The sequence below is a fragment of the Roseibium sp. TrichSKD4 genome (genome assembly GCF_000148725.1).
GTDB lineage: Bacteria > Pseudomonadota > Alphaproteobacteria > Rhizobiales > Stappiaceae > Roseibium.
Genome location: NZ_GL476320.1, coordinates 900097 through 924226, shown reverse-complemented (window position 1 = coordinate 924226; position 24130 = coordinate 900097). Strand labels below are relative to the sequence as shown.

The window sequence follows — 24130 nt, the reverse complement described above, 5'->3', positions numbered from 1 at the left end:
ATGCCGATCGAATTGACAGTCCTTCCGCAGTTTGAATTTCTTCATGTCGACTATTGGGGTGTCGTCACCTTTGGAGAACTCGCGACCGGCTTTCAAGACTTCGTAGAAAAACCATTCTCCGAAACGGTCAAATATTCGCTCAATGATATGCGTAACATGACCGATATGCGCATGCCGGAGCAAGCCTTGACCAGTCAAGCGGAATTGGTCGCAACAGGCCTCCAAGAGAAAGGCATTGCGCATCGCATGGCAATTGTCGCAGGAAACATTCCACATCTGGTCGTGGCCCGTGATTATTCGGATTATTACGCTCGGCACACACAGAACCCGTGCTCTGCGTTTATGAAAATTGGCGATGCAATTAGATGGTTGGGGGTAGACCCTGCCGTCATGGAAGAAAAACTGCCAAACGGACAACTGGTCGGGGCACCATCCTCATCACCGTCAGTCTAAAGCGCGACTACCCTTTAGCATACGACTTGCCCGTCTCGCGGACCGGCTGTGGAACCGACAACGGAAACAAAAAATCAACAAACCGCTCTGCAGTTGGTTGAGGTTCGTGATTGGCAAGACCCGGGCGTTCATTTGCTTCAATAAAATTATATTCCGGGCGGCGGTGGTCTTTGACCATGAGGTCGATACCCGTCACAGGAATATCAATTGCGCGTGCGGCGTTGATAGCCGCTTCAATCAACACCGGATGGGTCTCTTCGGTCACATCGTGGATCGTCCCACCTGTATGAAGATTGGCAGTCCGCCGCACCGGCAAAACCTGTCCCTGTGGTAAAACATTCGCCAGATTAAACCCGGCTGTTTCGAGACACCGGTGAACCTCATCATCAATCTCTATGGTCGACTCACCACCTGTTGCAGCTGCCCGGCGGCGCGACTGTGCCTTGATCAAATCTACAATCGACCTTGTCCCGTCCCCGATCACTTCTGCGGGTTTGCGGATGGCCGTCGCCACCACTTTGAAATCAATCACAACGAGACGAAGATCAAAACCTTCAACGCATTCTTCAATCAGAACGTCATTTGAAAACGAACGCGCAGCTTCGATTGCTTGCTGCAAACTCTCTGGATCGGTCAACCCAATCGCAATTCCCTTGCCTTGCTCGCCTCTGGCGGGTTTTACGACCACTGAGCCATAACGTTCGAGAAAAGCCAGTTCCTCGGCCTTATCACCCGCCGAATTTTGTGCTGGCACAGAAATTCCAGCAGCCTCAACAACCCTGCGGGTCGCGGCCTTGTCATCGCAGATTGACATAGCCACGGCGCTTGTAAATTCGCTCAGGGCTTCTCGGCAACGAACCGAGCGTCCGCCATAGGACAATCGGAAGAAGCCTCCCTCAGCATCCAGAATTTCCGTCCAGATCCCCCGGCGGCGGGCCTCATTCACGATGATCGTCGCATATGGATTGAGCTTTTCCTCAAGTGCTGGACCAGCAAAGAGCGCCTCGTTGATGGTGTTTTTCCGTTTGACGGTAAAATATGGAACACGCTCAAAACCCAGCTTTTCATAAAGCTGGATCGCCAGATCATTATCGTGCAGCACTGACAGGTCCATAAATGGAATGCCCCGCCCCTTAAAGATCTCGGCAAGACGGCGAACCAGGGCCTCACCGATACCCGGGAACCGGGCTTGAGCGGAAACGGCAAGACACCAAAGGGACGAGCCATCATCCGTTTCATCTGTTGCCCGCCTGTGATCAATCCCCATGGCGGTCCCGACGATCATGCCGGTTTCATCTTCCTCTGCGACCAGAACGGATATGGCCCGAGGGTCGAGATCAGACCACATGACATCCGGGGCAATTGGAACCATGCCTCGGCTCGAATAGAGCTCATTGATCGCATCTGCATCGCGCCGGGAGGAAAGCCGCCGGATGGTGAACCCTTTCCGCCGGCTGCGTGCCACCCGATATGTCGACAAATCAAGCCGGTAAGTATGGGACGGGTCCAAGAAAAGTTCCTGCGGAGCAAGGCCGATCAGGACATGCGGATCACGCACATAAAACGCGATATCTCGCTGATCAGGTCCTTCCTTGCGCAATTGGTCGATCAGTTCTCTCGGATCATCAAAGGTATTGGCCAGAACAAGTCGGCCCCACCCACAATTGACCGTCTGGTTTTTCTCAAAAGGCGTTCCATCCTCACGATATTCGGGTTTCATACCGTGCGCGCGCATGCGCTTCAGGCGATGATCAAACGCACCCTTGGGGCGCTGCCGTTCCTGTTCGGCCATGGCTCAGACCTCCTGCCCCTGCAACCACATTTCCAGCAAGGCAACATGCCACAGTTCTGACCCGCGAAGCTTGGTGATGTAGTCGGTCGGATTGGCAAACAGTTTGTTCAGATACGCCTGATTAAATAACCCACGATTGCGCGCCGCGTCATTTGTCAACGTATCTCTTACAAGCGTGAGATAGTCTCCCTGAATGTATTTCAACGCCGGAACCGGGAAGTACCCCTTCGGACGGTCAATAACGGCACTGGGCACCACAAGACGCGCAGCTTCCTTCAACACGCCTTTGCCGCCTTGAGCGAGTTTATGCTGTGCCGGAATTCGGCCAGCGAGTTCCACAAGTTCGTGGTCAAGGAACGGAACGCGTGCCTCAAGGCCCCATGCCATGGAATGGTTATCGACCCGTTTGACCGGATCATCCACCAGCATCACGTTGGTGTCTAAATGCAGTGCCTTGTCGACCGGATCTTCAGCTCGAGCTCCGGCAAAATGGGCTTCCACAAATGCGAGACTTTCGTCCCTGTCGCACATGTAATCAGATGAAATCGCCTCAGCCATTTGAGCCTGACTGCGATCAAAAAAAGCGGCTCGGTAGTCCATAACAGGTTGGTTGGACCCATTCAGTTCCGGATACCAGTGATACCCAGCAAAGACCTCATCTGCCCCCTGCCCGGATTGCACCACCTTGATGTGCTTCGAGACCTCGCGAGACAGCAAATAGAAACCGATATTGTCATAGGACACCATCGGTTCCGACATCGCCTTAATGGCTCCTGGAAGATTGTCCTGAAGCTCGGAATGCGGAATGAAAATCTTGTGGTGGTTGGTGCCATAATGCTCGGCAATCAGGTCAGAATACTGGAATTCATCGCCTTTCTCACCGTGCGCTTCTTCAAACCCAATAGAGAAGGTCGCTAGATCCTTCTGCCCCTCTTCCGCAAGAAGACCTACAATCAGGCTGGAGTCCACACCACCTGACAGAAGAACGCCAACTGGAACATCAGCCACAATCCGGCGACGAACAGCAGTGCGCAAACCCTCCAGCACCATGTCGCGCCAATCATCGGCGCTTCGCGCCAGATCTTCTGCCGAACGCTCAAAACTCGGCGTCCAATAGGTTTGATCTTTGAAGCTACCGTCGACTTCGTAGGTACGGATCGTTGCCGCCGGAAGCTTGCGAACACCTTTGAGAATTGTCCGAGGTGCGGGGACCACTGCGTGCCAGCTCATATAATGGTGGAGCGCAACCGGATCGATATCGCGATCAATACCGCCGCCTGCCAGCAAGGCCGGAAGCGACGACGCAAATCCCAACCTGCCGCCTGCCTCGTTCAAGTACAGAGGTTTGATGCCAAACCGGTCCCGCGCCAGATGAACACGGCCGCTGTCATGCTCATGAATGGCGACAGCGAACATGCCATGAAATTTGGAAAAGCAGTCTTTGCCCCATTCCGCCCAAGCGCGCAAAATGACTTCCGTATCACTGGTCGAAAAGAACCGGTGCCCTTTGGCAGACAAATCAGCCCGCAACTCCTGATAATTGTAGATACATCCGTTGAAGACAAGGCTGAGGCCTGCTTCGACATCTGTCATTGGCTGTGCGCCGCGATCACTCGAATCAATGATCTTCAGCCGCCGATGGCCAAATGCGACACGCCCGCGCATCGTTACACCCATGCCATCCGGCCCCCGCGCGGCCATGGCTTGCGCCATGGCATCCACCCGTGTCGAACTTGCCAGATCAGTGCCAAAAACGATTTCGCCGCATATGCCGCACATGTATCAGATATCTCCTAAACAAACTTGACGCTGGTTTGTATATAGCTCTAATCATTAGAGTTCAAATCATTAGGGGTGAAATTATGAATGAAGTGACCTCGTTGCAAGTCTTCAAGGCCATTCGCCGGATCGTTCGGGCGATTGACCTTCGTTCGCGGGAAGTCTCTCGCAAAACGGGGCTCACCATCCCGCAAATCGTTGTTTTGCAAAGCATTCGCGATTTGGGCGAGGTCACCACCAAAGCACTGTCAGAAAATGCTGACTTGAGCTCAGCAACCGTGGTGACGATCTTGGACAAAGTTGAGGAAAAAGGCCTGATCGAGCGTTATCGCTCCAAGTCTGATCGTCGGATTGTTCACGCCAAACTGACAAAAGCCGGATTGGAAATGGTTTCAAATCTGCCCGGTTTGTTGCACGAGGAATTTGAGAATAAATTCGATCAATGTACACGATCCGAACAAGAAACCCTGCTGCGTTCCATTGAACAGATCGCGGAAATGCTGAATGCACACAAACTGGATGCAGCCCCCATGCTGGTCACGACCAAGGTGCCAGAATAAGCGCGCCTTGAAGCTTCTCAATCAATCCCGCGCTAGATCATTCAGGATTGGGCAATTCGGACGATTGTCACCTGCGCAGGAGCTAACGAGGTGCTTTAGCGTACTCCGCATGGATTGAAGTTGTGCAATCTTCTCTTCAATGCGCTTCAGGTGGTCTTCTGCAACCTTTTTCACTTGGGCGCTTTCACGGCCATCATCTTCATAAAGGGCAAGCAGGATACGGCAGTCTTCAATAGAAAACCCGAGGGCGCGTGCCCGGCCTAAAAACGCCAACTTGTGCAGTTCATCTTCACCAAAACTCCGGTAGCCATTTTCACCCCTCGGTGGGCAAACAAGACCAATTTCCTCGTAGTATCGGATGGTTTTGGCAGGCAAACCGCTTTTGCTTGCAACGTCGCCAATATTCACGACACTCCTCCTTCTGCAACAACCAGCTTTGATGTCGATTTGGGGTGAACCACAGCCTCCTGCTCGGACAGGATCGGAGTAATACGGCACAGTCGTAGGGCGTTGGTGAGAACAAAAACGGATGACAACGCCATCGCCCCAGCCGCCAAGACCGGCGACAACAACACGCCAAACGCCGGATAGAGAACACCAGCCGCTACGGGTATCAATGCAGTGTTATAGGCAAATGCCCAGAACAGGTTTTCCTTGATGTTGCGCATGGTGCGCCGGGACACCTCCAAAGCGTTGACCACGCCTCTGAGATCGCCAGACATCAGCACAACGTCAGCCGATTCAATGGCAACATCCGTGCCCGTGCCAATCGCGATACCCACATCGGCACTGGCGAGTGCGGGCGCATCGTTGATCCCGTCACCGACAAAGGCAACACGCGCACCATCGCCGCTTAGGCTCTCCAAAGCCTTGACCTTGCCCTCCGGCAAGACACCAGCGATGACCGTATCAACTCCAATCTCTTGCGCAATCACATCAGCTGTTGCTTGCTTGTCCCCTGTAATCATGGCGACCTTCAAGCCCTGCGCATGCAGCGCTTTGATAGCCGTTGCAATGTGCGCCTTGATGGGGTCCGAAACGCCAATCACCGCAGCAATTTTTCCGCCAATTGCTGCATAGAGCGCGGTTCGCCCCCGCTCGGCCAATTCTCGTTCAACCGCTTGCAAAGCTGTCACATCTATTCCCTGCAGAGCCATCAGACGGTCCGCACCTACCAGAACCTTTTCCCCGTCGACCGAGCCACCCACACCGTGTCCGGCAATAGCCTCAAAGTCGCTGACGGCCTTACGCTCCACCTGCTCGCGTTCAGCGGCGCGCACGAGCGCATCCGCAATCGGATGCTCTGACAGAACCTCGACGGATGAGATCTTGCAAAGCACCTCGGTACGATCAAATCCGTCTACAACCCCAAGATCAGTCAGTTCCGGCCGGCCTTCGGTGATTGTTCCGGTCTTATCGAGCGCGATAACATCGATGTCATTCAATTGCTGCAGGGCATCGCCCTTTCGAAACAACACACCCAACTCCGCGGCCCGTCTGGTTCCGACCATAATCGAGGTCGGTGTCGCCAACCCCATCGCGCAGGGGCAAGCAATGATCAGAACAGACACCCCGGCCACCAAGGCAAGTGTAGGCGCCGGATCAGGTCCAAAAATCAGCCAGACAAAAACTGTTAGTGCGGCCACCATCATAACCGCAGGCACGAACCACAGCGTGATCTTGTCCACCAACCCTTGAATGGACAATTTGGCGCCTTGAGCCTCTTCCACCATCTTGATGATTTGCGCCAGTGTTGTTTCTGACCCGACCCGTGTGGCCTTGAACTGTAGGCTTCCAGCCCCGTTGACCGTCCCGCCTGTTACCGGGCTCCCTACCCCCTTTTCAACCGGGACCGGTTCGCCCGTAATCATGCTTTCATCAATGTGCGACTGACCGCTCAATACTTCGCCATCAACAGCAACCCGTTCACCGGGTTTGACAACCACAACATCCCCGAGAGCAAGTGCGTCAATCGGAACGCTGGCAATCTCGCCATTGCGCAACACGTTTGCGGTTTTGACTTGAAGACCCAAAAGCTTCTGGATCGCTGCGCCGGTCTTGCCCTTGGCGCGAGCTTCCAGAAACCGCCCCAGCAAAATGAGAACAACAATCACGGCAGTGGCTTCAAAATAGACAGCCCGAACAGCAGCAGGAATCAACGCAGGGAAAAAAGTCGCAACCACGGAATAAAGACAGGCAGCAGACGTTCCAACCGCGACCAGACTGTTCATATCAGGCGCACCCTTCACTAGTGCGGGAATACCCTTTTGATAAAACATCCGCCCGGGACCAAACAGAACTACGGTTGTCAGCACAAACTGGAGAACCCAGCTGGCTTTTTGCCCGATTGTTTCATGGATCAGATGGTGAAACGGCGGGAAAGCATGACTTCCCATCTCCATGATGAAAACAGGGAGCGCGAATACGCTCGCAATCAGCAACTTGCGAGAAAGCTCGGTCGCTTCCTCGGCTCGCCGCTCCGCCTGATCCTGCGATTGCGAACCATCCTTTATTTCGGCTGGAAAACCAGCTTCCGAAACAATGTGGGCAAGGCTGTCTGGCTCGACAGCCCCTTCAATGAAGGCAACGGTGGCTGTTTCAGTTGCCAAATTGACGTCTGCAGTCAGAACCCCGTCTTGTGCCTGGAGCAGCCTTGCAACCCGTCCTGTACAAGAGGCGCAGGACATGGACTGCACGGAAAACGTAATTGTGTTTGTACGCGCCGGATAACCAAGCTCTGCAAGTTTTTGAACGACATCCTGCGGTTGGGCGTCGCCAGTGCGGTCAAGATGCGCCCGTTCGGTTGCCAGATTGACGGCGACATTCGAAACGCCATCGAGCTGAGAAAGCCCGCGTTCAACACGCCCCACACAGGAGGCACAGGACAGGCACTCAATGGACAGAACAAGGGGCTTGGGCGACGGCATGACAGACTCCAGTTTCTCTGTTTCCCATCCTGGGACTCTGACCCTAGATAGTGCTTCCAGTTACTGGAAGGTCAACCCATTTTGCAAATCGGAACACTACGTAGTCTTCCGCTTGCGAAAGACGAGAACAAAATCGCAAAAAGGCCTGAAGTTCTAAACGAGACCCAAAAATGAAATACAGTATTCCCGACATGAGCTGCGGCCACTGCGTGGCCTCAATCGAAAAAGCAATCATCGCCTTGGATACCAATGCCTCCGTGGCATGTGATCTTGAGAACCGCACGGTCGCTATCGAGACCAAAACACCCGCCGAAAACGTCGAAGCAGCCTTGCGCAAGATAGGCTTTGAGCCGGAAGTCGTACCGTCCGATTGATGTGTGGCACCACTAAAATAAAAGCGGCCACCATTGAACCGCGGGCGCTTCTCTTCAACTCGCATTGACTACCGGGCTTAGCTGCCAAGCACCGAGGTCACAGCCTTCTTTGCAGCAGCAACTACTGTGTCGATTTCACTTTCCGTGATGCACAGCGGCGGCGCAAAGCCCAGAATATCGCCCTGCGGCATGGCCCGTCCGATAACCCCGTCATTGAGCAGAGCACCGGCAATCTGCGGTCCGGTTTTCTTGGCTGGATCGAAGAAGGTCCGGGTTTCCCGATCTTCGACAAACTCAACCGCACACAGCAGACCATCACCGCGAATGTCACCGACATTTGGATGATCGCCAAGCGCTTCAACCAAAGCCGCCTTCATGTAGGTCCCGGCGGTTTTTGCGTTTTCAACAAGACCCAGCTTGTCGATCAGTTCAAGGTTGGCAACTCCGGCAGCAGCGCCTATCGGGTGGGCGGAGTAGGTCCAGCCATGCCCGATTGGACCAAACTCGTCGGTGCCATCTTCCAGCACTTTCCAAACCTTGTCGGACACGATGGAGCCGGACAGCGGCGCGTAGGCAGAAGTTAGACCCTTTGCAATGGTGATGAAGTCTGGCTCCAGTCCATAATGCGCTGACCCAAACATGGTTCCCAGACGGCCAAAGCCGGATACGACTTCATCTGCGATCAGCAAAATGTCGTGCTTTTTCAGGATCGGCTGAATGGCTTCCCAATAGCCTGCTGGCGGCGGTACAATGCCGCCCGTGCCCAGCGCAGGTTCGCCAATGAAGGCTGCAATGGTATCGGCCCCTTCCCGTTCGATCAACGCTTCCAACTCAGCCGCACAATGGGCCACAAAATCCGCCTCGCTCATCGACAGGTCTTCGCGGCGGAAATAATCCGGTGCGACCGTATGGAGAACCGTGTCCAGAGGCAGGTCAAATTTCTTATGGAAGAGTTCAAGGCCGGTAAGTGAACCGGTCATCAAACCAGAACCATGATAGCCACGCCAACGGGAGATGATCTTCTTTTTCTCCGGGCGACCAAGAATGTTGTTGTAGTACCAAACCAGCTTGATATTGGTTTCATTGGCGTCTGACCCGCCGAGACCGAAATAGACCTTGGACATGTGCGACGGTGCGCGGTCCATGATCATTTTGGCCAACGTAATCGAGCATTCCGTTCCGTGCCCAACATAGGAATGATAATAGGCCAGTTCCTTGGCCTGTTCTGCAATGGCCTCGGCAATTTCGGTCCGACCATATCCCACATTAACGCAGTAAAGACCTGCAAAGGCATCCAGCAGCTTTTTGCCGTCCCGGTCTTCAATGTAAACACCAGACCCACCGGTTACGATGCGGTTCGGGCTTTCACCGCGGGCATGCTGGGCCAAATGGGTCGAGGGATGGAAAAAGTTCTCGCGATCCCAAGCGTCGAGCTGATCATTTTTCAGCATGTATTTTCGTCCTCTTTCAATTCAGACCGGCGGGTGTTACGCCCAGTCCCGGCAAACGTATTTCACATCCATAAAGGCTTCCATCCCGAAGCGGGCGCCTTCTCGTCCGATGCCGGATTGTTTTATCCCGCCAAAGGGGATCGGCGCCCCGGTGACCTTGGTGCGATTGACCGCAACCATACCGTAGGCGAGACCCCGGCTTAGTCGATAAATGCGACGCGGATCGTCGGTATGAAGATAAGCAACAAGTCCATATTCACTATCATTGGCCCGCGTCAGAACTTCATCTTCGCTCTTGAAAGGCGAGATCCCAGCAACCGGCCCGAATGTTTCTTCCCGCATGATTGCCGCTGTATCGGGAACATCAGCCAAAACCGTCGGCTGAAAGTAAAGCGAGCCCGACATTTGCCGCTGCCCACCAAGAAAGACGCGGGCTCCGTGGTCCACTGCATCCGCCACATGGGCTTCCTGCTTGGCCACCGCTTTCTCATTCATCAATGGACCAATATCCGGGTCTTCATGCCACGGCCCAAGGGTCAGTTTCGAGACCTTCTCTGCAAAGGCTTCGCAAAACGCATCATAAACCCCTTCTTGGACATAGATGCGGTTTGCGGCCAGACAGTCCTGACCGGATGTGGCAAACTTTGCGGAAACAGCCAATCCGGCTGCACGGTCAATGTCGGCATCATCAAACACCAACAGCGGTGCATGACCGCCCAGTTCAAGCACGAGGCGTTTGATGGTTGATGCGCTCTGGCGATAGAGCAAACGGCCAATTTCCGTTGATCCGGTGAAAGATAACGCGCGAACACGGGCATCTTCCGTCCAGGGTGTGACAATCTCTGGCGCATACCCCGGCAAGACATTGAAGACACCAGCCGGAAACCCGGCTTGATCTGCAAGTTCGGCCAATGCCAGCGCTGAATACGGGGTCTCAGCGGACGGGTGAACAATCACCGTGCATCCTGCCGCCAGCGCAGCTGCTGCTTTGCGTGTAATCATGGCAGAAGGAAAATTCCACGGGGTAATCAGCGCCGCGACACCAACCGGCTCGCGCCAGACTTCCATCTCAGCATCTGCAAGATGCGAGGTGACCCCTTCAATGTTCGGACGGATGGCTTCTTCAGCGTAATATTTGACGAACGACGCAGCATAATCGATTTCGCCACGCGCCTCGGACAAGGGTTTCCCCTGCCCCCGGCACATCAAAATAGCAAGATCTTCCTTGTTCTGCAAAATCAGCGCATGCCATTTTTCCAGATAATCGGCACGGGCCTGCGGCAGCAACGCAGACCATGCACCAAAGGCACGGTCAGCAACTGTCACCGCTTCAATGCTTTGCACAGCAGTCATGGCCGCAACATCGCCAAGCCAACTCCCGTCAGAAGGGTCTGTAACGGCAAAATCATCCTGCCGTTCGCCTGCAATCCAGCGCCCATCAACATATCCGAACTGGCGGATAAGATGTTTATTGGACAATTGGGAAAAGGCAGATGTCGCCAGCGGCGTCAGCTCGTGCATGGTCAGCCTCCAATCGATGTGTGCCACTCAAGGTGGCGATGAGAAGAGGCTAAGTCCGAACCAGAGAACGAAATGATCAGTTCGGCGGTTACAAACTGATCATTTCGTTCTAATTTTCTGCTTTAGACAGACGATTCGTCGTTGGAAATTGCAACCAGGTCCTCAAGTGGCAAAATAGCAGGCCCCTTGAGCGGTTTTGTCACCACATAGGTGAAGTAGCGCACAATGCCGATTCCCTGATCCAGAAGATCATCCATCAGCCGTTGATAGGCATCGATATCCTTGGTGACGATCTGAACCAGATAGTCGAGCCCCCCGCCCAGCGCCCAGCACGCGGTGATTTCAGGACGCTTTTGCACGAGCACCTCAAAAGCCTGAAAATAGGTCGTACGATGATGCTCTAACTCGATCGTGACAAACACGGTCACATGCGGCGCAATGTTTTTCAGCGAAATCTGAGCGTTATAGCCCTCAATGACGCCTACCTTTTCCAGCCGTTCCAACCGCTTCCAGCACGGACTTGGGCTAAGGTTGATCCGCTTGGCGAGATCGGCTTTTGAAATACGAGCTTCCTTTGCCAGAACCTTCAGAATCTGTAGGTCTCTGTCATCAAGTTTAAACATCAAGTCGTCCAGAATAGCTGTCCAATATCAAACACATGGATCAGACGGTTATCGTCGTTACAACGTTTGATCCGGCAAGCAGAGTACGGGTGTAGGTTGCAATAGCGGTATCCTGAACGCCCGTGCCCGTCAAATCGCATAAGGTGATATCGGATTCACTCTGTCGTCCATTATGTGTTCCTGCAATCACCTGCCCGATTTCGGCAATTTCCCCAGTCTCTTTGATCATGCCACTGCTCAGAGCACTGCGAAGTTCACCCATCACCTCGCATTGCGAAATCCGGTCGCACACCGTCAGGTCGGCCTTTGAAAAACACGCCGGATCCAATTCGTTCTTGTCTTCCTGATCGCTCCCCATTGCGGTGATATGCAGCCCCTCATGCAACCAATCGGCTTTGAGAATGGGTGTCGTCGCCGGTGTCGTCGTCACAACCAGCTGACTCTCCCGCACCAGCTTTTCCGGATCACTCTCTGCAGACACAGGGATCCCAAGACATTTTTCCAAATCATTCGCGGTCGCTTCAGCTTTTTCTTTGGAGCGCCCCCAAACTAGCGCCTGTTTGAACGGACGCACGAGACGAGCGGCTTCCAACTGCAAGCGCGCCTGCACACCCGTGCCCATCACGCCAGCCGTCATGACAGATTTCGGTGCCAAATGGCGGGCAGCGACGGCCCCAGCGGCAGCTGTGCGCACATCCGTCAAATAGCCATTATCGAGGAAAACCGCTTCCACCATGCCGGTCTTTGCAGAAAACAGGATCATCAACCCGTTGAGACTGGGCAAGCCAATGGAGGGATTGTTGAAGAAACCCGGACTGACCTTGATGGCAAATCCCTCAAGACCCGGAACATAAGCGGTTTTTACGTCCACCTCGGCGTTGGTCTCTCTCAACGCCATAGAAAGAACCGGCGGCATCACGACGGTTCCAGACGCAAGTTTCGCAAAAGCGTTTTCCACGCAATCAATAGCTGCAAGGTCCAGATGAACAGCGCCGCGCAACTGCTGCTCGGTCACGACTTGAATGTCATGCACCATAGGTTTGCCCTTTCACAATCCGCTCCCCGAGCTGAATATCCTGACCCGTCATGACCTTTGTAAACTGGGTCATATCCACATTTCGTCCGGTGATGATGGTGCCAATCGGGCCATTTGATTTTGGCAATTTACCCGCAAGAAGGGCGGCAATCCCAACAACGCACGCGCCTTCAGCCACATGACTGTCCTCGTAATAAAGCACCTGCATGGCCCGGTAGATTTCTTCTTCACTGACCAGCACAACGTCATCCAGCAAATCACGGCACATGGCAAAAGAGAGCTTGTTGTTAAGCCCGATCCCGCCGCCAAGCGAATCAGCAAGGCTCGGCACCTCGGTGACCTCAACCGGCCTGCCAGCTTTGAGAGACGCATCCATAGCTGCACCCTGATCCATCGAAATGCCAATCACCTTTATGGATGGCTTGGCGGTTTTCAGCGCAAACGCCACACCGGCCGCAAGTCCGCCGCCAGACAAAGGAATTAGAACAGTCTCCAGGTCTGGCTGGTGTTCAATCATCTCCAGACCAATGGTCCCCTGACCTGCAATCACAAACGGATCATCAAAGGGCGAAATCTCCACGCAGCCTTCGCTTTCACACAAGCGCAGGCTTTCCGCCAACGCGTCGTCCTGACTGGTCCCAACAATGCGAATGTCAGCACCAAGTGCCGTAATGCCATCAATCTTGATCTTGGGAACAAGTGAAGACATGCAGATGACGGATCTCATACCGCTGGCCCGAGCTGCATACGCAACGCCGCGTCCATGATTGCCCGTAGAACAACAGGTGACCGCCTGTGTGCCGCTCGCAACATTCAACACAGCATTCGTCGCCCCGCGCAGTTTGAAGGCTCCAGTGGGCTGCATCGTTTCCATCTTCAGGAAAAAGGGTACTCCCGCTCGCTCAGACAGAAACCTTGAGGGCAAGAGCGGGGTTTCCATCACCTTGCCCCGAATGGTTTGGCGTGCTTTCAATATATCAGCCAGTGTGATGTCAGTGCGATGCGTCACGGTTCCCCCAGTTTTGATCTACCGGTGGACACGTCACCCCTGACGCGGAACCGGCATAGTTTATTTTCGACACGACCCCCCCTTGAAATAGGCAAGTTTCTCAATGCAGGGTGAGCCGATCTCAAATCAGTTCGGGGAGAGAAGTCGAACATGCCGGGTCATGATTTGCCATTCAGCATGGCTGAGTATGAAAGACGTTTAAGGATTGTCCGTCAAGAGATGGCTGATCGCGGCATTGATGTGCTGTTTATCGAAGACCCGTCGAATATGAACTGGCTGACCGGTTATGACGGTTGGTCGTTTTATGTCCATCAGGGCGTAATTGTTTTTCACGACGAACCGCCAATCTGGTGGGGTCGCGGTCAGGATTCCAACGGTGCGAAACGCACGGTCTGGATGTCCGACGATCACGTGCATTTTTATGCCGACAATTTTGTGCAATCCACCGTTCGTCACCCCATGCAGGATCTCTCCGCGATCCTCTCGCGCAAGGGATACGCCAACAAGCGGATCGGGGTGGAGCTGGAAAACTACTATTTCTCTGCCAAAGCCTTCCTGACGATACAGGCGGAACTCCCAAATGCTGTATTTGTGGATGCTACATCGCTTGTGAACTGGAAGCGCGGGATCAAGTCGGACGAAGAAATCGTCTTCATGCGCAAGGCCGCCCGCATTTCAGAAAAGATCATGGACGGCATTTACTACCGCGCCGACCCCGGCGTGCGCAAAGCTGATCTGGTTGCTGAAATATATGCGGATGCCTTGCGTGGGCTGGATGATGCGTGGGGCGACTACCCGGCGATTGTTCCTCTCCTGCCGAGCGGATCATCAGCTGCTGCCCCACACCTGACATGGGATGGGCAGGTTCTGCAGGCCGGCGAAGCAACCTTCTTCGAGATTTCCGGCTGCTACCGCCGCTATCACGCTCCACTCTGTCGAACGGTATTCCTCGGTGAACCACCCAAGTTCATGCGCGATGCAGAACAGGCGCTTGTCGAAGGTCTTGAAGCGGGACTGGATGCGGCACGGGCAGGAAACACCGCTGGGGATATTTACCGTGCCCTCTCAGGACCACTGGAGCGCGCCGGCATTGAGCGTGGTGCACGTGCTGGCTATCCGATTGGCATCTCATATCCGCCGGATTGGGGCGAGCGCACGGTTTCCATTCGCGATGAAGACACGACTATCCTTCAACCCGGCATGACATTCCACTTCATGCCAGGCCTTTGGATGGATGATTGGGGTATGGAAATCACGGAAAGCATTCTCATTACAGAAAGCGGTCCTGCAGAAACCTTCTGCAGCAAGCCGCGTGAACTGCATGTGAAGACCTAAGGTGATTATGCCCCATTCAGCAATCGACGATACAAAGCAGATCCTCGCAGACCTGATCGCCTTTCCCACCGTGTCTGCCGACAGCAATCGGGACCTGATCGACTATACCAAATCGCTTCTGGAAAAGACCGGGGCGCGGACAAAGGTAATCGTGTCTCCTTGTGGGAAAAAGGCCAATCTGTTTGCCACTCTTGGTCCGGATATAGACGGAGACATTGTCTTGTCAGGGCATTCTGATGTGGTGCCCGCTGAAGCCTCAGACTGGACCAGCGATCCCTTTGAGCTACGCGAGGATGATGGCCTGCTTTATGGGCGCGGTACCTGCGACATGAAGGGCTTTATCGCCGCCTGTCTGGCCATGGCTTCGCACTATGCGAGCCTAGACCTCAAGCGCCCTGTCCATTTCGCATTCACTTATGATGAGGAAGTCGGTTGCTTTGGCGCACGTCATCTGTTGGAGGAACTACCGAATTTTGGCATCAAGCCATCTGTCGCAATCATTGGTGAACCGACAGAACTACGTGTGATTGAGGGCCACAAGGGCTGTTATGAATACACGACACATTTTTGTGGCACCGACGGCCACGGCTCTGAGCCGGACAAAGGCGTCAACGCCATCCATTTCGCTGCCCAATACATCACAAAATTGCTGGATGTCGGCAATGAGATGAAAACCCGTCAACACCCTTCCGCGAACCGTTTTGATCCCCCTTGGACCACGGTGCAAGTTGGGAGGATTGAAGGTGGTCTGGCGCGAAACGTATTGGCCCGCAATTGCGCTGTGGAATGGGAAATGCGGCCTGTTGATCCCAAAGACGGCGAGGACGTCAAAAGCGTGCTTTCCCACTATTGTGATCATACGCTTCTACCGGAAATGCAGAAGGTCTATCCGGACGCCAGTATCACCACAGAAGTTGTTGGCGAGGTCGCCGGATTACAGGTCGTGGACGAAAATGAGGCGCGCGATATAGTCTGCGCACTCACCGGGCATGAGCATTGCGAGGTGGTGGCTTTCGGAACCGAAGCGGGTCTGTTCCAGGAATGTGGCATGTCGGTTGTCGTCTGCGGCCCCGGCTCCATCGCACAAGCCCATCAGCCAGATGAATTCATCAGCATCGACCAGCTCAGCAAATGTCTCGATATGCTGGAAGGCTTGAGCGAACGCCTGACATAGACCATACAGCAAGCTAACGGGATCGATGCTTGATGCATGGGACAGGACTGAGACTTTGACCAAGATTGATTTTCTGGACGCTGGCGAGGCGCTGGCACGGGAACTGGACCATCTTGAGGATGTCAGCCAGAACCCGTCGCATCGGCATGTCTGGCTCTGGGAAAGTCCGCAGTGTCTGGTCTCACCAAAAAGCCTCAGCACCAAGGCAACGTTTGCGGACAGTGTCGAGGAGATGAAAGCCAAGGGATGGCCGATCAATTTACGCAGCACCGGCGGCGACGTGACACCGCAAGGTGCTGGCATTTTGAACATCACGCACGTCTACGCCACTAAGCCGGGTCAAGCCGTTGACCTGAAACGCGAATACGACAAACTCTGCACGCCGATCGAAAAGACGCTGGGCGATGGGGCCAGTCGTGGCTGGCAACCCGGGGCTTTTTGTGATGGCGAATATAATGTGCAACTAAACGGGCTGAAATTCGCGGGCACCGCCATGCGCATCCGGCGCGGAAAAGCAGACAAAACACAAAGCTCTGTGCTGGCTCATGCCATCATGTTGATCGAACCGGTCTCATTGAATGCCATTGAAGCCATCAACCAGTTTCTGACCCTGCTTGGCGAAGACCGACAGATCAACATTGCAGCTCATGCCAGCCTGCCCGGCGAGATATCGAAGTTGGCCTTCGCCCAAAAGCTAGAAACAGCGTTTCGGGAAATCCCGGTTCAATAGCCTTTCGGCGTCTCACACCACTTCAAACCAGGTGTTCATGCCAGCAGCGGCATGTTCCAGCATATGGCAGTGGAACAACCACTTGCCGGGATTGTCGGCCACAAATGCGATTTTCACCCGCTGACGCGGAAGGATGAGAAACGTGTCACGCCAATATGCGCTCTCATCAGCTTCGGCTCCTTCCCGTTCAACAATGCGGAAATGATGGCCGTGGGTATGCATCGCGTGTTCAAAGGCGGTGTTGTTGGTCAAGTCAATTACAACGGTTTCCCCCTTCTGAACGGAGAAGAACGGCTCCTTCGCCAGATTTGCAACGCCATTAAAGGCCCAAAGCTGTCCGGTTTCGCGCATGTCGCTGCGCTCCAGAACCTTGCCGTTATAGATCATCTCCCCCATCTGCCCCATGGCCCCGCCCGTCATTTCCAACGAGTAGGTATTGGCGGTTTCAAGGTCAGGTTCGGGTAGATTAGAGATCGCAGGCTTCCAAACGATATGCCCTTGAGATCCATCGCTGTCAGTCACATTAAAACGGGCAAATGGAAAACTATCATCGCGCGCAACAAAATTGAGCGAGAAGTCCTCATCAGCCTCAACCATCACATCCACGCGCTGGGCAGGTCCGAGGAAAAACTCTGCAGGCGGCCCTTCTTCCGGTTCCGGAAGTGACTGACCGTCATAGGCAAGCACTTTGGTTTTTTCCGTTGCAAGGTTCAGCGGCATCACACGCGCATTCGCAACATTGATCAGTCGCAAACGATATTTTTCGCCGCGACTGAGACGAAATTCGGGATCGCTAACCCCATTGATCGTTAGAAAGTTGCCGAGGCGGCCCGCATGGCTCCAATCCATCAGGCTGCCAAAGGTTTGCTGATCGAGATTGCCATCTTCAAGAATCCGCCAGTCATCAATCACAACCGTCAGATCGTGCTCACGATCAAAAACCGGCACCACCTCTTCGACAATCAACGCGCCATAAAGCCCGCGGCCCACCTGGTTCCAACTGCGATTATGTGCGTGATACCAATAAGTTCCGGCGTCCGGGGCTACAAAATCATACTCAAAACTCTCCCCCGGTGCCACGGCCTCCTGCGTCAGACCGGAGACCCCGTCCATGTCGTTTTGAATGCGTATGCCGTGCCAATGAATAGAGGTTGGTTCCTCAAGGTTGTTGACGAGCCGCACCTTCACCCGCTCTCCAACCGTAACGCGGATTTCCGGTCCCAGCAGGCTTCCACCGAAAAGCCAAAGGTCTGCTTCCGCAGTCCCTTCCGACAAGAGCTTCTTTTTGGCAGGCCCTGCAGCAATTTCCAGAAATCCATCGTCAGCCCGGGCAACATGGAAGGTCGGCCCCACCGCAGCTGTCGCCAAAGCGGCTCCGGAGAACGCCAGCATCTGACGCCTGTTCAAAAGAGATGTCCAGTCCGTCATCAATATGCTCCAGTTGGCGATGCCTGAGTCCTTTCCTGCCATTCCTTACCTAACGCAAATTTTCGCCTTTCCCACCCCGCTGGCAAATGAACTTTTTAAATGATGCGTTTTCCTGAATATAACTTGTGCTTTTCAGGCTTTGCCATTTCGACAGTCAAAGGCGAACGCGGCTATGGTCTGCACCTTGATTTCAATACCTGTTTGAAGAACAACATGCGCCACCTTTAAAAGCCCTGGAGGGTTTTAAGGACGGACGGGGAGACTGATTTTGAACATTCTTTTCATCATGTATGACCAGCTGCGCTTCGATTATCTCAGCTGCGCCGGTCACCCGACCCTTGAGACCCCGAATTTTGATCGTGTTGCAAAGATGGGCGTGCGTTTCACCAACGCCTATTGCCAGTCGCCGATCTGCGGTGCATCGCGCATGAGCTTTTACACCGGACGCTACACGTCCAGCCATGGGGCCATGTGGAATGGCTTTCCCTTGCGTGTCGGCGAAATGACCCTTGGCGATCACCTCCGTGACAACGGCATGGACTGCTTTTTGATCGGCAAGACTCATATGAAGGTCGACAAGAAGGGTATGGAACGCCTCGGCCTGTCTCCCGACACGATGATCGGCGCGCGGCAGACCGAATGCGGCTTTGATGCGATCATTCGGGACGACGGCTTGTGGGGCGAAGGCCCTGACGGTTTTTATGATGAAAAGCGCTCGCCCTATAACGAGTATCTGAAATCAAGGGGTTATGAGGCCGAAAACCCATGGTCGGATCACGCCAATGCCGGGGTTGAGGGCGATGAAGTCGCCTCCGGGTGGATGTTCAAGAACGCCGACAAACCGGCAAACATTCGCGAGGAAGACAGCGAAACCCCGTGGCTGACAAGCGAAACCATCCGCTTCATGGACGAGCAAAAGGCCAACGGCGCTCGCCCCTGGTGCGCTCATGTCAGCTACATCAAGCCGCACTGGCCCTACATCGTCCCCGCCCCTTATCACGATATGTATTCCGCAAACGACATGATCGATGTGGCGCGCGATCCGTCCGAGTGCGACAACCCGCATCCCGTCTTTGCCGCCTACATGAAGGGCAAAGTGGCATCAGCGTTCCAGCGTGATGAGGTACGAGAAAAGGTGATTCCGGCCTATATGGGCCTGATCAAGCAATGCGACGATCAACTGGGCCGCCTGCTGGACCATCTGGAGGCGACCGGCGAGCTTGACAACACCATGATCGTGCTCACCTCAGATCATGGCGACTATCTCGGCGATCACTGGCTGGGCGAAAAGGACATGTTCCACGACCCGTCGGTGAAGATCCCGATGATTGTCTACGACCCGCGAAAGGAAGCCGACGCAACGCGGGGCACAACATGCGATGCGCTGGTGGAAGCCATCGATATGGCTGCAACCTTCGTGGAGGCGGCGGGCGGCAAGGTGCCGGACCATATCATTGAGGGACGCTCCCTCCTGCCCTGGCTCCACGGCAAGACGCCCGAATGGCGAGACTATGCCATCAGCGAATACAACTATTCCCAGACCTCCCAGCGGCAGGAACTGTGCGTTTCCATCCGAGATGCGCGGCTCTTCATGATTTTTGATGGTCGCTACAAGATGATCCACGCTGAAGGCGGCTTCCGCCCGATGCTCTTCGACTTGCATGAAGACCCGAAGGAATATCGTGACCTTGGAGCCAGCCCCGACCACAAAGAGGTCATGGACCGTCTCTATGACTGCCTTGCCGAATGGGGACGGCGCATGTCCCAGCGGGTGACGGTGTCGGACGAGGATCTGGCAAAGATGCGCGGCGCCTCAGGCCGCCGCGGCATCCTGCCCTTCCTCTATGACGGAACCGAAGTGCCGGAAGACCTCACCGCAAAATTCCGCGGCAAGGTGAAGCAGAAGTTTGTTGATTAGGCAGAGTCGTACAGGTGGAGAGGCGCCCTAACCCACAAATGCCCGTGTCAGTGCGCTGTCCGGATCAGCCAGTCCGTTGATCACGTTGAAATGGTGCTTTCCGGGATCGTAGACGGCGGAAATGGTTGCGCCTTTTCGTGACCAGCGTTCTTCCAGAAGACGGTTCTGGCGCAGGAATTCGGGGCGCTCCTGTGCGCCGACCCAGCAGATGGTTTCAACACCTGACACCGGGTCAAGCAGCGCTGCGCTTTCAGCGCGGGCTTCATCGCCATCCAGCCGTAAATCAGCGTTCATATCGGTCAACATAAGAGGCTCAAGGTGATGCAACCCGCTGATGGAGACGACCCGTTTGAGCCGATCTTGAACATCTTGGGGCAAGGGCCCGGTTTCGCATGCCATTCGGCTGACAAGATGACCACCGGCTGAATGCCCCGACAAATGGATCGGTCCGTGGACCAGCGAGGCAGCTTTGCAGATTGCCGCACCAACATCCTTAGTGATGTCCGAAATCCGGGCCTTTGGCGCGAGGTTGTAACTTGGCAGTGCAACGGCCCAGCCACGACTAAGCGCCCCGCCAGCCAGATGCGACCACCATAATTTGTCAAACTTCAGCCAGTAGCCACCGTGAACGAAAACCGCGAGGCCTTTTGGGGGCGCTTCGGGCAAGAACAGATCCAGCCGTTGCCGGTCACCAGCCCCATAGGGAACATCCAGTTTTGCCAATGGGTGACTTGCCCGAAAGGCGGCAGCCTTGCTGGCCCAATGATCAACATATGCCTCGGCTCCCTCAATATAGGACCCGTTGGAAAACGCATCGTCCCAGTCAATCCTGGTCATGTCAGTCATGTTGCCTCCTGCCCGCTCCTTCAAGCCATAGAACGATATAGACGCAATTGCGATATTTCAATCTTGAAACATTTAAACATGAAGCATATACTCTCCGATATCGACAAGATGGAATGGACCTGGAGGAGATTGGACCATGCGCATTGCCTGTCTGGGCGGAGGACCTGCTGGCCTCTATTTCGCAATTTCCATGAAACTACGTGATCCGAACCACGAAGTGGTTGTGATCGAGCGCAACCGGGCCAACGACACCTTTGGCTGGGGCGTGGTTCTGTCCGACGACGCGCTCGACAATCTCGCCCAAAACGATCCGAAAAGCGCTGAAGCCATTCGCAGCCATTTTGCCTATTGGGACGATCTCGCAGTGGTGCACGACGGTGTGCGGACCGTCTCCGGGGGCCATGGGTTTGCGGGCATAGGCCGCAAGCAAATGTTGATTCTCCTGCAGGAGCGCGCACGTGAACTCGGTGTTGATATGCGCTTTGAAACCGAGTTCGAGGATGTAGAGACTTACAAGAAAGACTATGACCTCGTGATTGCCTGCGATGGCATCAATTCTCGCGTGCGCACACAATACGCCGAGCATTTCAAGCCGGAAATCGACGTGCGCAAATGCAAGTTTGTCTGGCTTGGAACACACCAGAAATTTGACGACGCTTTCACGTTCATCTTCGAGAAAACCGAGCACGGTTGGATCTGGGCGCATGTCTACCAATTCGATGCCGACACAGCGACATTCATTGTGGAGTGCTCGCAGGAGACATGGGACAAAGTCGGCTATGAGACGATGTCCAAGGAAGAGACCATCGCCACTTGCGAACAGGTCTTTGCTGACCACCTTGGCGGACATGAGCTGATGTCCAACGCCGCGCATTTGCGCGGGTCCGCCGTCTGGATGAACTTCCCGCGGGTGCTGTGTGAGCGTTGGTATCACGAGAATGTCGTCCTGCTGGGGGATGCCTCTGCAACCGCACATTTTTCCATCGGCTCAGGCTCGCGTCTCGCCTTCGACAGTGCCATCGCCCTTGCCGATTACCTTCATTCCGAAGACACGCTGGAAGCGGCCTTCGAGCGCTATCAGGAAGAGCGGCGTCTGGAAGTCTTGCGCTTGCAGTCAGCGGCCCGCAACTCGCTGGAGTGGTTTGAGGAAGTTGAACGCTATCTCGATCTTGATCCCGTTCAGTTCAACTATTCCCTGCTAACTCGCTCCCAGCGCATCAGCCACGAAAACTTGCGGTTGCGCGATGCCAACTGGCTGTCCTCTGCAGAAAAATGGTTTCAGGAAACGGCGGGCGCACCGACCAACGGACCAACCAGAGCGCCGATGTTCGCCCCCTTCAAGCTGCGCGACATGGAGCTGAAGAACCGCATCGTGGTCTCTCCCATGGCCCAATACAAGGCGGTCGACGGGTGCCCGACGGACTGGCATTTGATCCACTACGGCGAGCGGGCAAAGGGCGGCGCAGGTCTCGTCTATACGGAAATGACTTGCGTTTCACCAACCGGTCGCATCACGCCGGGATGTCCGGGGCTTTACGCTCCAGAACATGAAGCGGCTTGGAAGCGCCTGACCAACTTTGTTCATGCCGAAACGGCAGCAAAGATTTGCTGTCAGATCGGCCATTCCGGACGAAAAGGTTCGACCAATATCGGCTGGCAAGGCATGGATAAGCCGCTGGCCGACGGCAATTGGGAACTTGTCTCCGCCTCCGCCATTCCATGGTCTTCGGACAATGCTATTCCGTGGGAACTCTCGGTTGAAGACATGCAGGCGATCAAGGCGCAATTTGCGGCCTCAGCCGAAATGGCCGACCGAGCCGGTTTCGATATGATCGAGCTCCATGCCGCGCATGGGTATCTGATTTCATCCTTCATCACCCCCGTTTCCAACACACGCACGGATGACTATGGCGGCTCGCTGGAAAACCGGATGCGCTATCCGCTGGAAGTGTTTGAAGCCATGCGCGCCGTCTGGCCTGCAAACAAGCCGATGTCGGTGCGCATCTCGGCCAACGATTGGGTCGGTAGCGATGGTGTAACCCCGGAAGAAGCGGTGCAAATCGCAAAAATGTTTGAATCGGCGGGCGCAGACATTATCGATGTTTCCGCAGGACAAACCACCATTGACGCCAAGCCCGTTTATGGGCGGATGTTCCAGACACCGTTCTCGGACCGCATTCGCAACGAGGCCGGGATCAAAACAATGGCAGTCGGCAACATCTACGAGGCTGACCATGCAAACTCTATCCTGATGGCCGGGCGCGCAGACCTTGTTTGTGTTGGCCGCACGCATCTCGCCAACCCCTATTGGACCATGCATGAAGGAGCCAAGATCGGCGACCGTCATGAAGCTTGGCCGCTTCCATATCTGGCGGGACGGGATCAGGCTTGGCGCCTTGCAGATCGTGAAGCTGAAACCGTGGTGAAAGTCTGATGCTGACCGACAAGCACATCATCATCACCGGCGGAGGCTCAGGCGTTGGCGCTGAAATCGCCAGGGACTTTGCCCAAACTGGTGCCAAGGTCACGATATTCGGGCGCAACGAGGAAAAGCTGAAGGCCCAGGGACACGCCTATCAAGTCTGCGACGTGACCTCTGTTGAACAGGTTCAATCCGCCGTTCAGGCCGCAATTGAGCATCATGGTCCCGTGGATGTTGCCATCGCCAACGCAGGTGCAGCGGAAAGTGTTCCGTTCTCCAAAATGTCTTTTGATGATCTCAACAAGATGCTCGCCGTCAACCTGACAGGCGTCTTCAACTTGTGGCAAGCGACCCTGCCCAGCATGAAAGCCGGCGGCTGGGGTCGGTTAATCGCTGTTGCGTCAACCGCCGGTCTGAAGGGCTATCCTTATGTGTCCGGCTATGTTGCCGCCAAACATGCCGTGGTCGGGCTGACCCGATCAGTTGCAATTGAACTGGGTACCAGCGGCGTCACCGCCAATGCGATTTGCCCGGGGTTTATTGAAACCCCGATGCTGACCCGGTCGATCAACACCATTGTCGCAAAGACAGGCATGAGCAATGATGACGCTGAAGCAGCTTTGAAGAAAAACAATCCGCAGAACCGTTTTATTCAGACTGATGAGGTCGCCGGAACGGCTCTTTGGCTGTGTTCAGATGCCGCAAGGTCTGTCAATGGCCACGCACTGGCCCTATCCGGAGGAGAGATTTGA

Annotated in this window: 20 protein-coding genes; 9 read left to right on the top strand and 11 right to left on the bottom strand. The window is 54.7% G+C overall.

Annotated features, from left to right (window positions below):
• The gene (locus tag TRICHSKD4_RS25075; protein WP_009760072.1) at positions 1-453 is read left to right on the top strand and encodes a hypothetical protein; all 453 of its coding nucleotides are present in this window, start codon (positions 1-3) and stop codon (positions 451-453) included.
• Positions 454-460: 7 nt separating this feature from the next.
• Here the strand turns inward: TRICHSKD4_RS25075 and ngg are convergent, their stop codons facing one another.
• Both ngg and TRICHSKD4_RS25065 read right to left on the bottom strand, forming a co-directional pair.
• Positions 461-2245 (bottom strand): N-acetylglutaminylglutamine synthetase, encoded by a 1785-nt coding sequence (ngg, locus tag TRICHSKD4_RS25070; RefSeq protein ID WP_009760071.1) that lies wholly within the window; start codon positions 2243-2245, stop codon positions 461-463.
• Between the two features lie 3 nt (positions 2246-2248).
• The gene (locus TRICHSKD4_RS25065) at positions 2249-4024 is read right to left on the bottom strand and encodes an N-acetylglutaminylglutamine amidotransferase (protein ID WP_009760070.1); all 1776 of its coding nucleotides are present in this window, start codon (positions 4022-4024) and stop codon (positions 2249-2251) included.
• An 83-nt stretch (positions 4025-4107) separates the two neighbouring features.
• Between TRICHSKD4_RS25065 and TRICHSKD4_RS25060 the strand changes: the two genes are divergently transcribed.
• Positions 4108-4584, top strand: coding sequence for a MarR family winged helix-turn-helix transcriptional regulator (locus TRICHSKD4_RS25060; RefSeq protein ID WP_009760069.1), 477 nt, complete (start codon positions 4108-4110; stop codon positions 4582-4584).
• A 21-nt stretch (positions 4585-4605) separates the two neighbouring features.
• On the opposite strand, the gene cueR is transcribed toward TRICHSKD4_RS25060, so the two are convergent.
• Both cueR and TRICHSKD4_RS25050 read right to left on the bottom strand, forming a co-directional pair.
• Positions 4606-4992: a Cu(I)-responsive transcriptional regulator gene (gene cueR / locus TRICHSKD4_RS25055; protein ID WP_009760068.1), complete on the bottom strand. Its 387-nt coding sequence runs from the start codon at positions 4990-4992 to the stop codon at positions 4606-4608.
• Positions 4989-7511, bottom strand: a complete 2523-nt coding sequence (locus TRICHSKD4_RS25050; RefSeq protein WP_009760067.1) for a heavy metal translocating P-type ATPase — start codon at positions 7509-7511, stop codon at positions 4989-4991. The genes cueR and TRICHSKD4_RS25050 overlap by 4 nt, the downstream gene beginning before the upstream one ends.
• A gap of 170 nt (positions 7512-7681) precedes the next feature.
• Between TRICHSKD4_RS25050 and TRICHSKD4_RS25045 the strand changes: the two genes are divergently transcribed.
• Entirely contained in the window at positions 7682-7885 is a 204-nt protein-coding gene (locus tag TRICHSKD4_RS25045) for a heavy-metal-associated domain-containing protein (RefSeq protein WP_040617406.1), read from the top strand.
• Positions 7886-7962: 77 nt separating this feature from the next.
• On the opposite strand, the gene TRICHSKD4_RS25040 is transcribed toward TRICHSKD4_RS25045, so the two are convergent.
• The 5 genes from TRICHSKD4_RS25040 to eutB all read right to left on the bottom strand — a co-directional run bounded on the left by TRICHSKD4_RS25040 (position 7963) and on the right by eutB (position 13525).
• Positions 7963-9336 (bottom strand): aspartate aminotransferase family protein, encoded by a 1374-nt coding sequence (locus tag TRICHSKD4_RS25040; protein ID WP_009760064.1) that lies wholly within the window; start codon positions 9334-9336, stop codon positions 7963-7965.
• A 36-nt stretch (positions 9337-9372) separates the two neighbouring features.
• Entirely contained in the window at positions 9373-10857 is a 1485-nt protein-coding gene (locus TRICHSKD4_RS25035) for an NAD-dependent succinate-semialdehyde dehydrogenase (protein WP_009760063.1), read from the bottom strand.
• A 122-nt stretch (positions 10858-10979) separates the two neighbouring features.
• Positions 10980-11480: an Lrp/AsnC family transcriptional regulator gene (locus TRICHSKD4_RS25030; protein ID WP_009760062.1), complete on the bottom strand. Its 501-nt coding sequence runs from the start codon at positions 11478-11480 to the stop codon at positions 10980-10982.
• Positions 11481-11520: 40 nt separating this feature from the next.
• Entirely contained in the window at positions 11521-12516 is a 996-nt protein-coding gene (locus tag TRICHSKD4_RS25025) for a cyclodeaminase (RefSeq protein ID WP_009760061.1), read from the bottom strand.
• Positions 12506-13525, bottom strand: a complete 1020-nt coding sequence (eutB, locus tag TRICHSKD4_RS25020; protein ID WP_009760060.1) for a hydroxyectoine utilization dehydratase EutB — start codon at positions 13523-13525, stop codon at positions 12506-12508. The genes TRICHSKD4_RS25025 and eutB overlap by 11 nt, the downstream gene beginning before the upstream one ends.
• Before the next feature lie 150 nt (positions 13526-13675).
• Between eutB and TRICHSKD4_RS25015 the strand changes: the two genes are divergently transcribed.
• From TRICHSKD4_RS25015 to TRICHSKD4_RS25005, 3 genes are read left to right on the top strand one after another with little or no spacing between them, the layout of a single operon-like run.
• The gene (locus tag TRICHSKD4_RS25015; RefSeq protein ID WP_009760059.1) at positions 13676-14860 is read left to right on the top strand and encodes a M24 family metallopeptidase; all 1185 of its coding nucleotides are present in this window, start codon (positions 13676-13678) and stop codon (positions 14858-14860) included.
• Positions 14861-14867: 7 nt separating this feature from the next.
• Positions 14868-16034, top strand: coding sequence for an acetylornithine deacetylase (argE, locus tag TRICHSKD4_RS25010; RefSeq protein WP_009760058.1), 1167 nt, complete (start codon positions 14868-14870; stop codon positions 16032-16034).
• A gap of 55 nt (positions 16035-16089) precedes the next feature.
• Positions 16090-16764, top strand: coding sequence for a hypothetical protein (locus TRICHSKD4_RS25005; RefSeq protein WP_208993175.1), 675 nt, complete (start codon positions 16090-16092; stop codon positions 16762-16764).
• A gap of 12 nt (positions 16765-16776) precedes the next feature.
• On the opposite strand, the gene TRICHSKD4_RS25000 is transcribed toward TRICHSKD4_RS25005, so the two are convergent.
• Positions 16777-18192: a multicopper oxidase family protein gene (locus TRICHSKD4_RS25000; protein WP_009760056.1), complete on the bottom strand. Its 1416-nt coding sequence runs from the start codon at positions 18190-18192 to the stop codon at positions 16777-16779.
• 268 nt (positions 18193-18460) lie between these two features.
• On the opposite strand from TRICHSKD4_RS25000, the gene TRICHSKD4_RS24995 reads away from it, so the two are divergent.
• Positions 18461-20110: a sulfatase-like hydrolase/transferase gene (locus TRICHSKD4_RS24995; RefSeq protein ID WP_009760054.1), complete on the top strand. Its 1650-nt coding sequence runs from the start codon at positions 18461-18463 to the stop codon at positions 20108-20110.
• A gap of 27 nt (positions 20111-20137) precedes the next feature.
• On the opposite strand, the gene TRICHSKD4_RS24990 is transcribed toward TRICHSKD4_RS24995, so the two are convergent.
• On the bottom strand, positions 20138-20956 hold the full coding sequence (locus TRICHSKD4_RS24990) for an alpha/beta hydrolase (RefSeq protein ID WP_009760053.1): 819 nt from the start codon (positions 20954-20956) through the stop codon (positions 20138-20140).
• A gap of 136 nt (positions 20957-21092) precedes the next feature.
• Between TRICHSKD4_RS24990 and TRICHSKD4_RS24985 the strand changes: the two genes are divergently transcribed.
• Positions 21093-23390 (top strand): bifunctional salicylyl-CoA 5-hydroxylase/oxidoreductase, encoded by a 2298-nt coding sequence (locus TRICHSKD4_RS24985; RefSeq protein WP_009760052.1) that lies wholly within the window; start codon positions 21093-21095, stop codon positions 23388-23390.
• On the top strand, positions 23390-24130 hold the full coding sequence (locus TRICHSKD4_RS24980; RefSeq protein ID WP_009760051.1) for an SDR family NAD(P)-dependent oxidoreductase: 741 nt from the start codon (positions 23390-23392) through the stop codon (positions 24128-24130). Before TRICHSKD4_RS24985 ends, TRICHSKD4_RS24980 begins: the two co-directional genes overlap by 1 nt.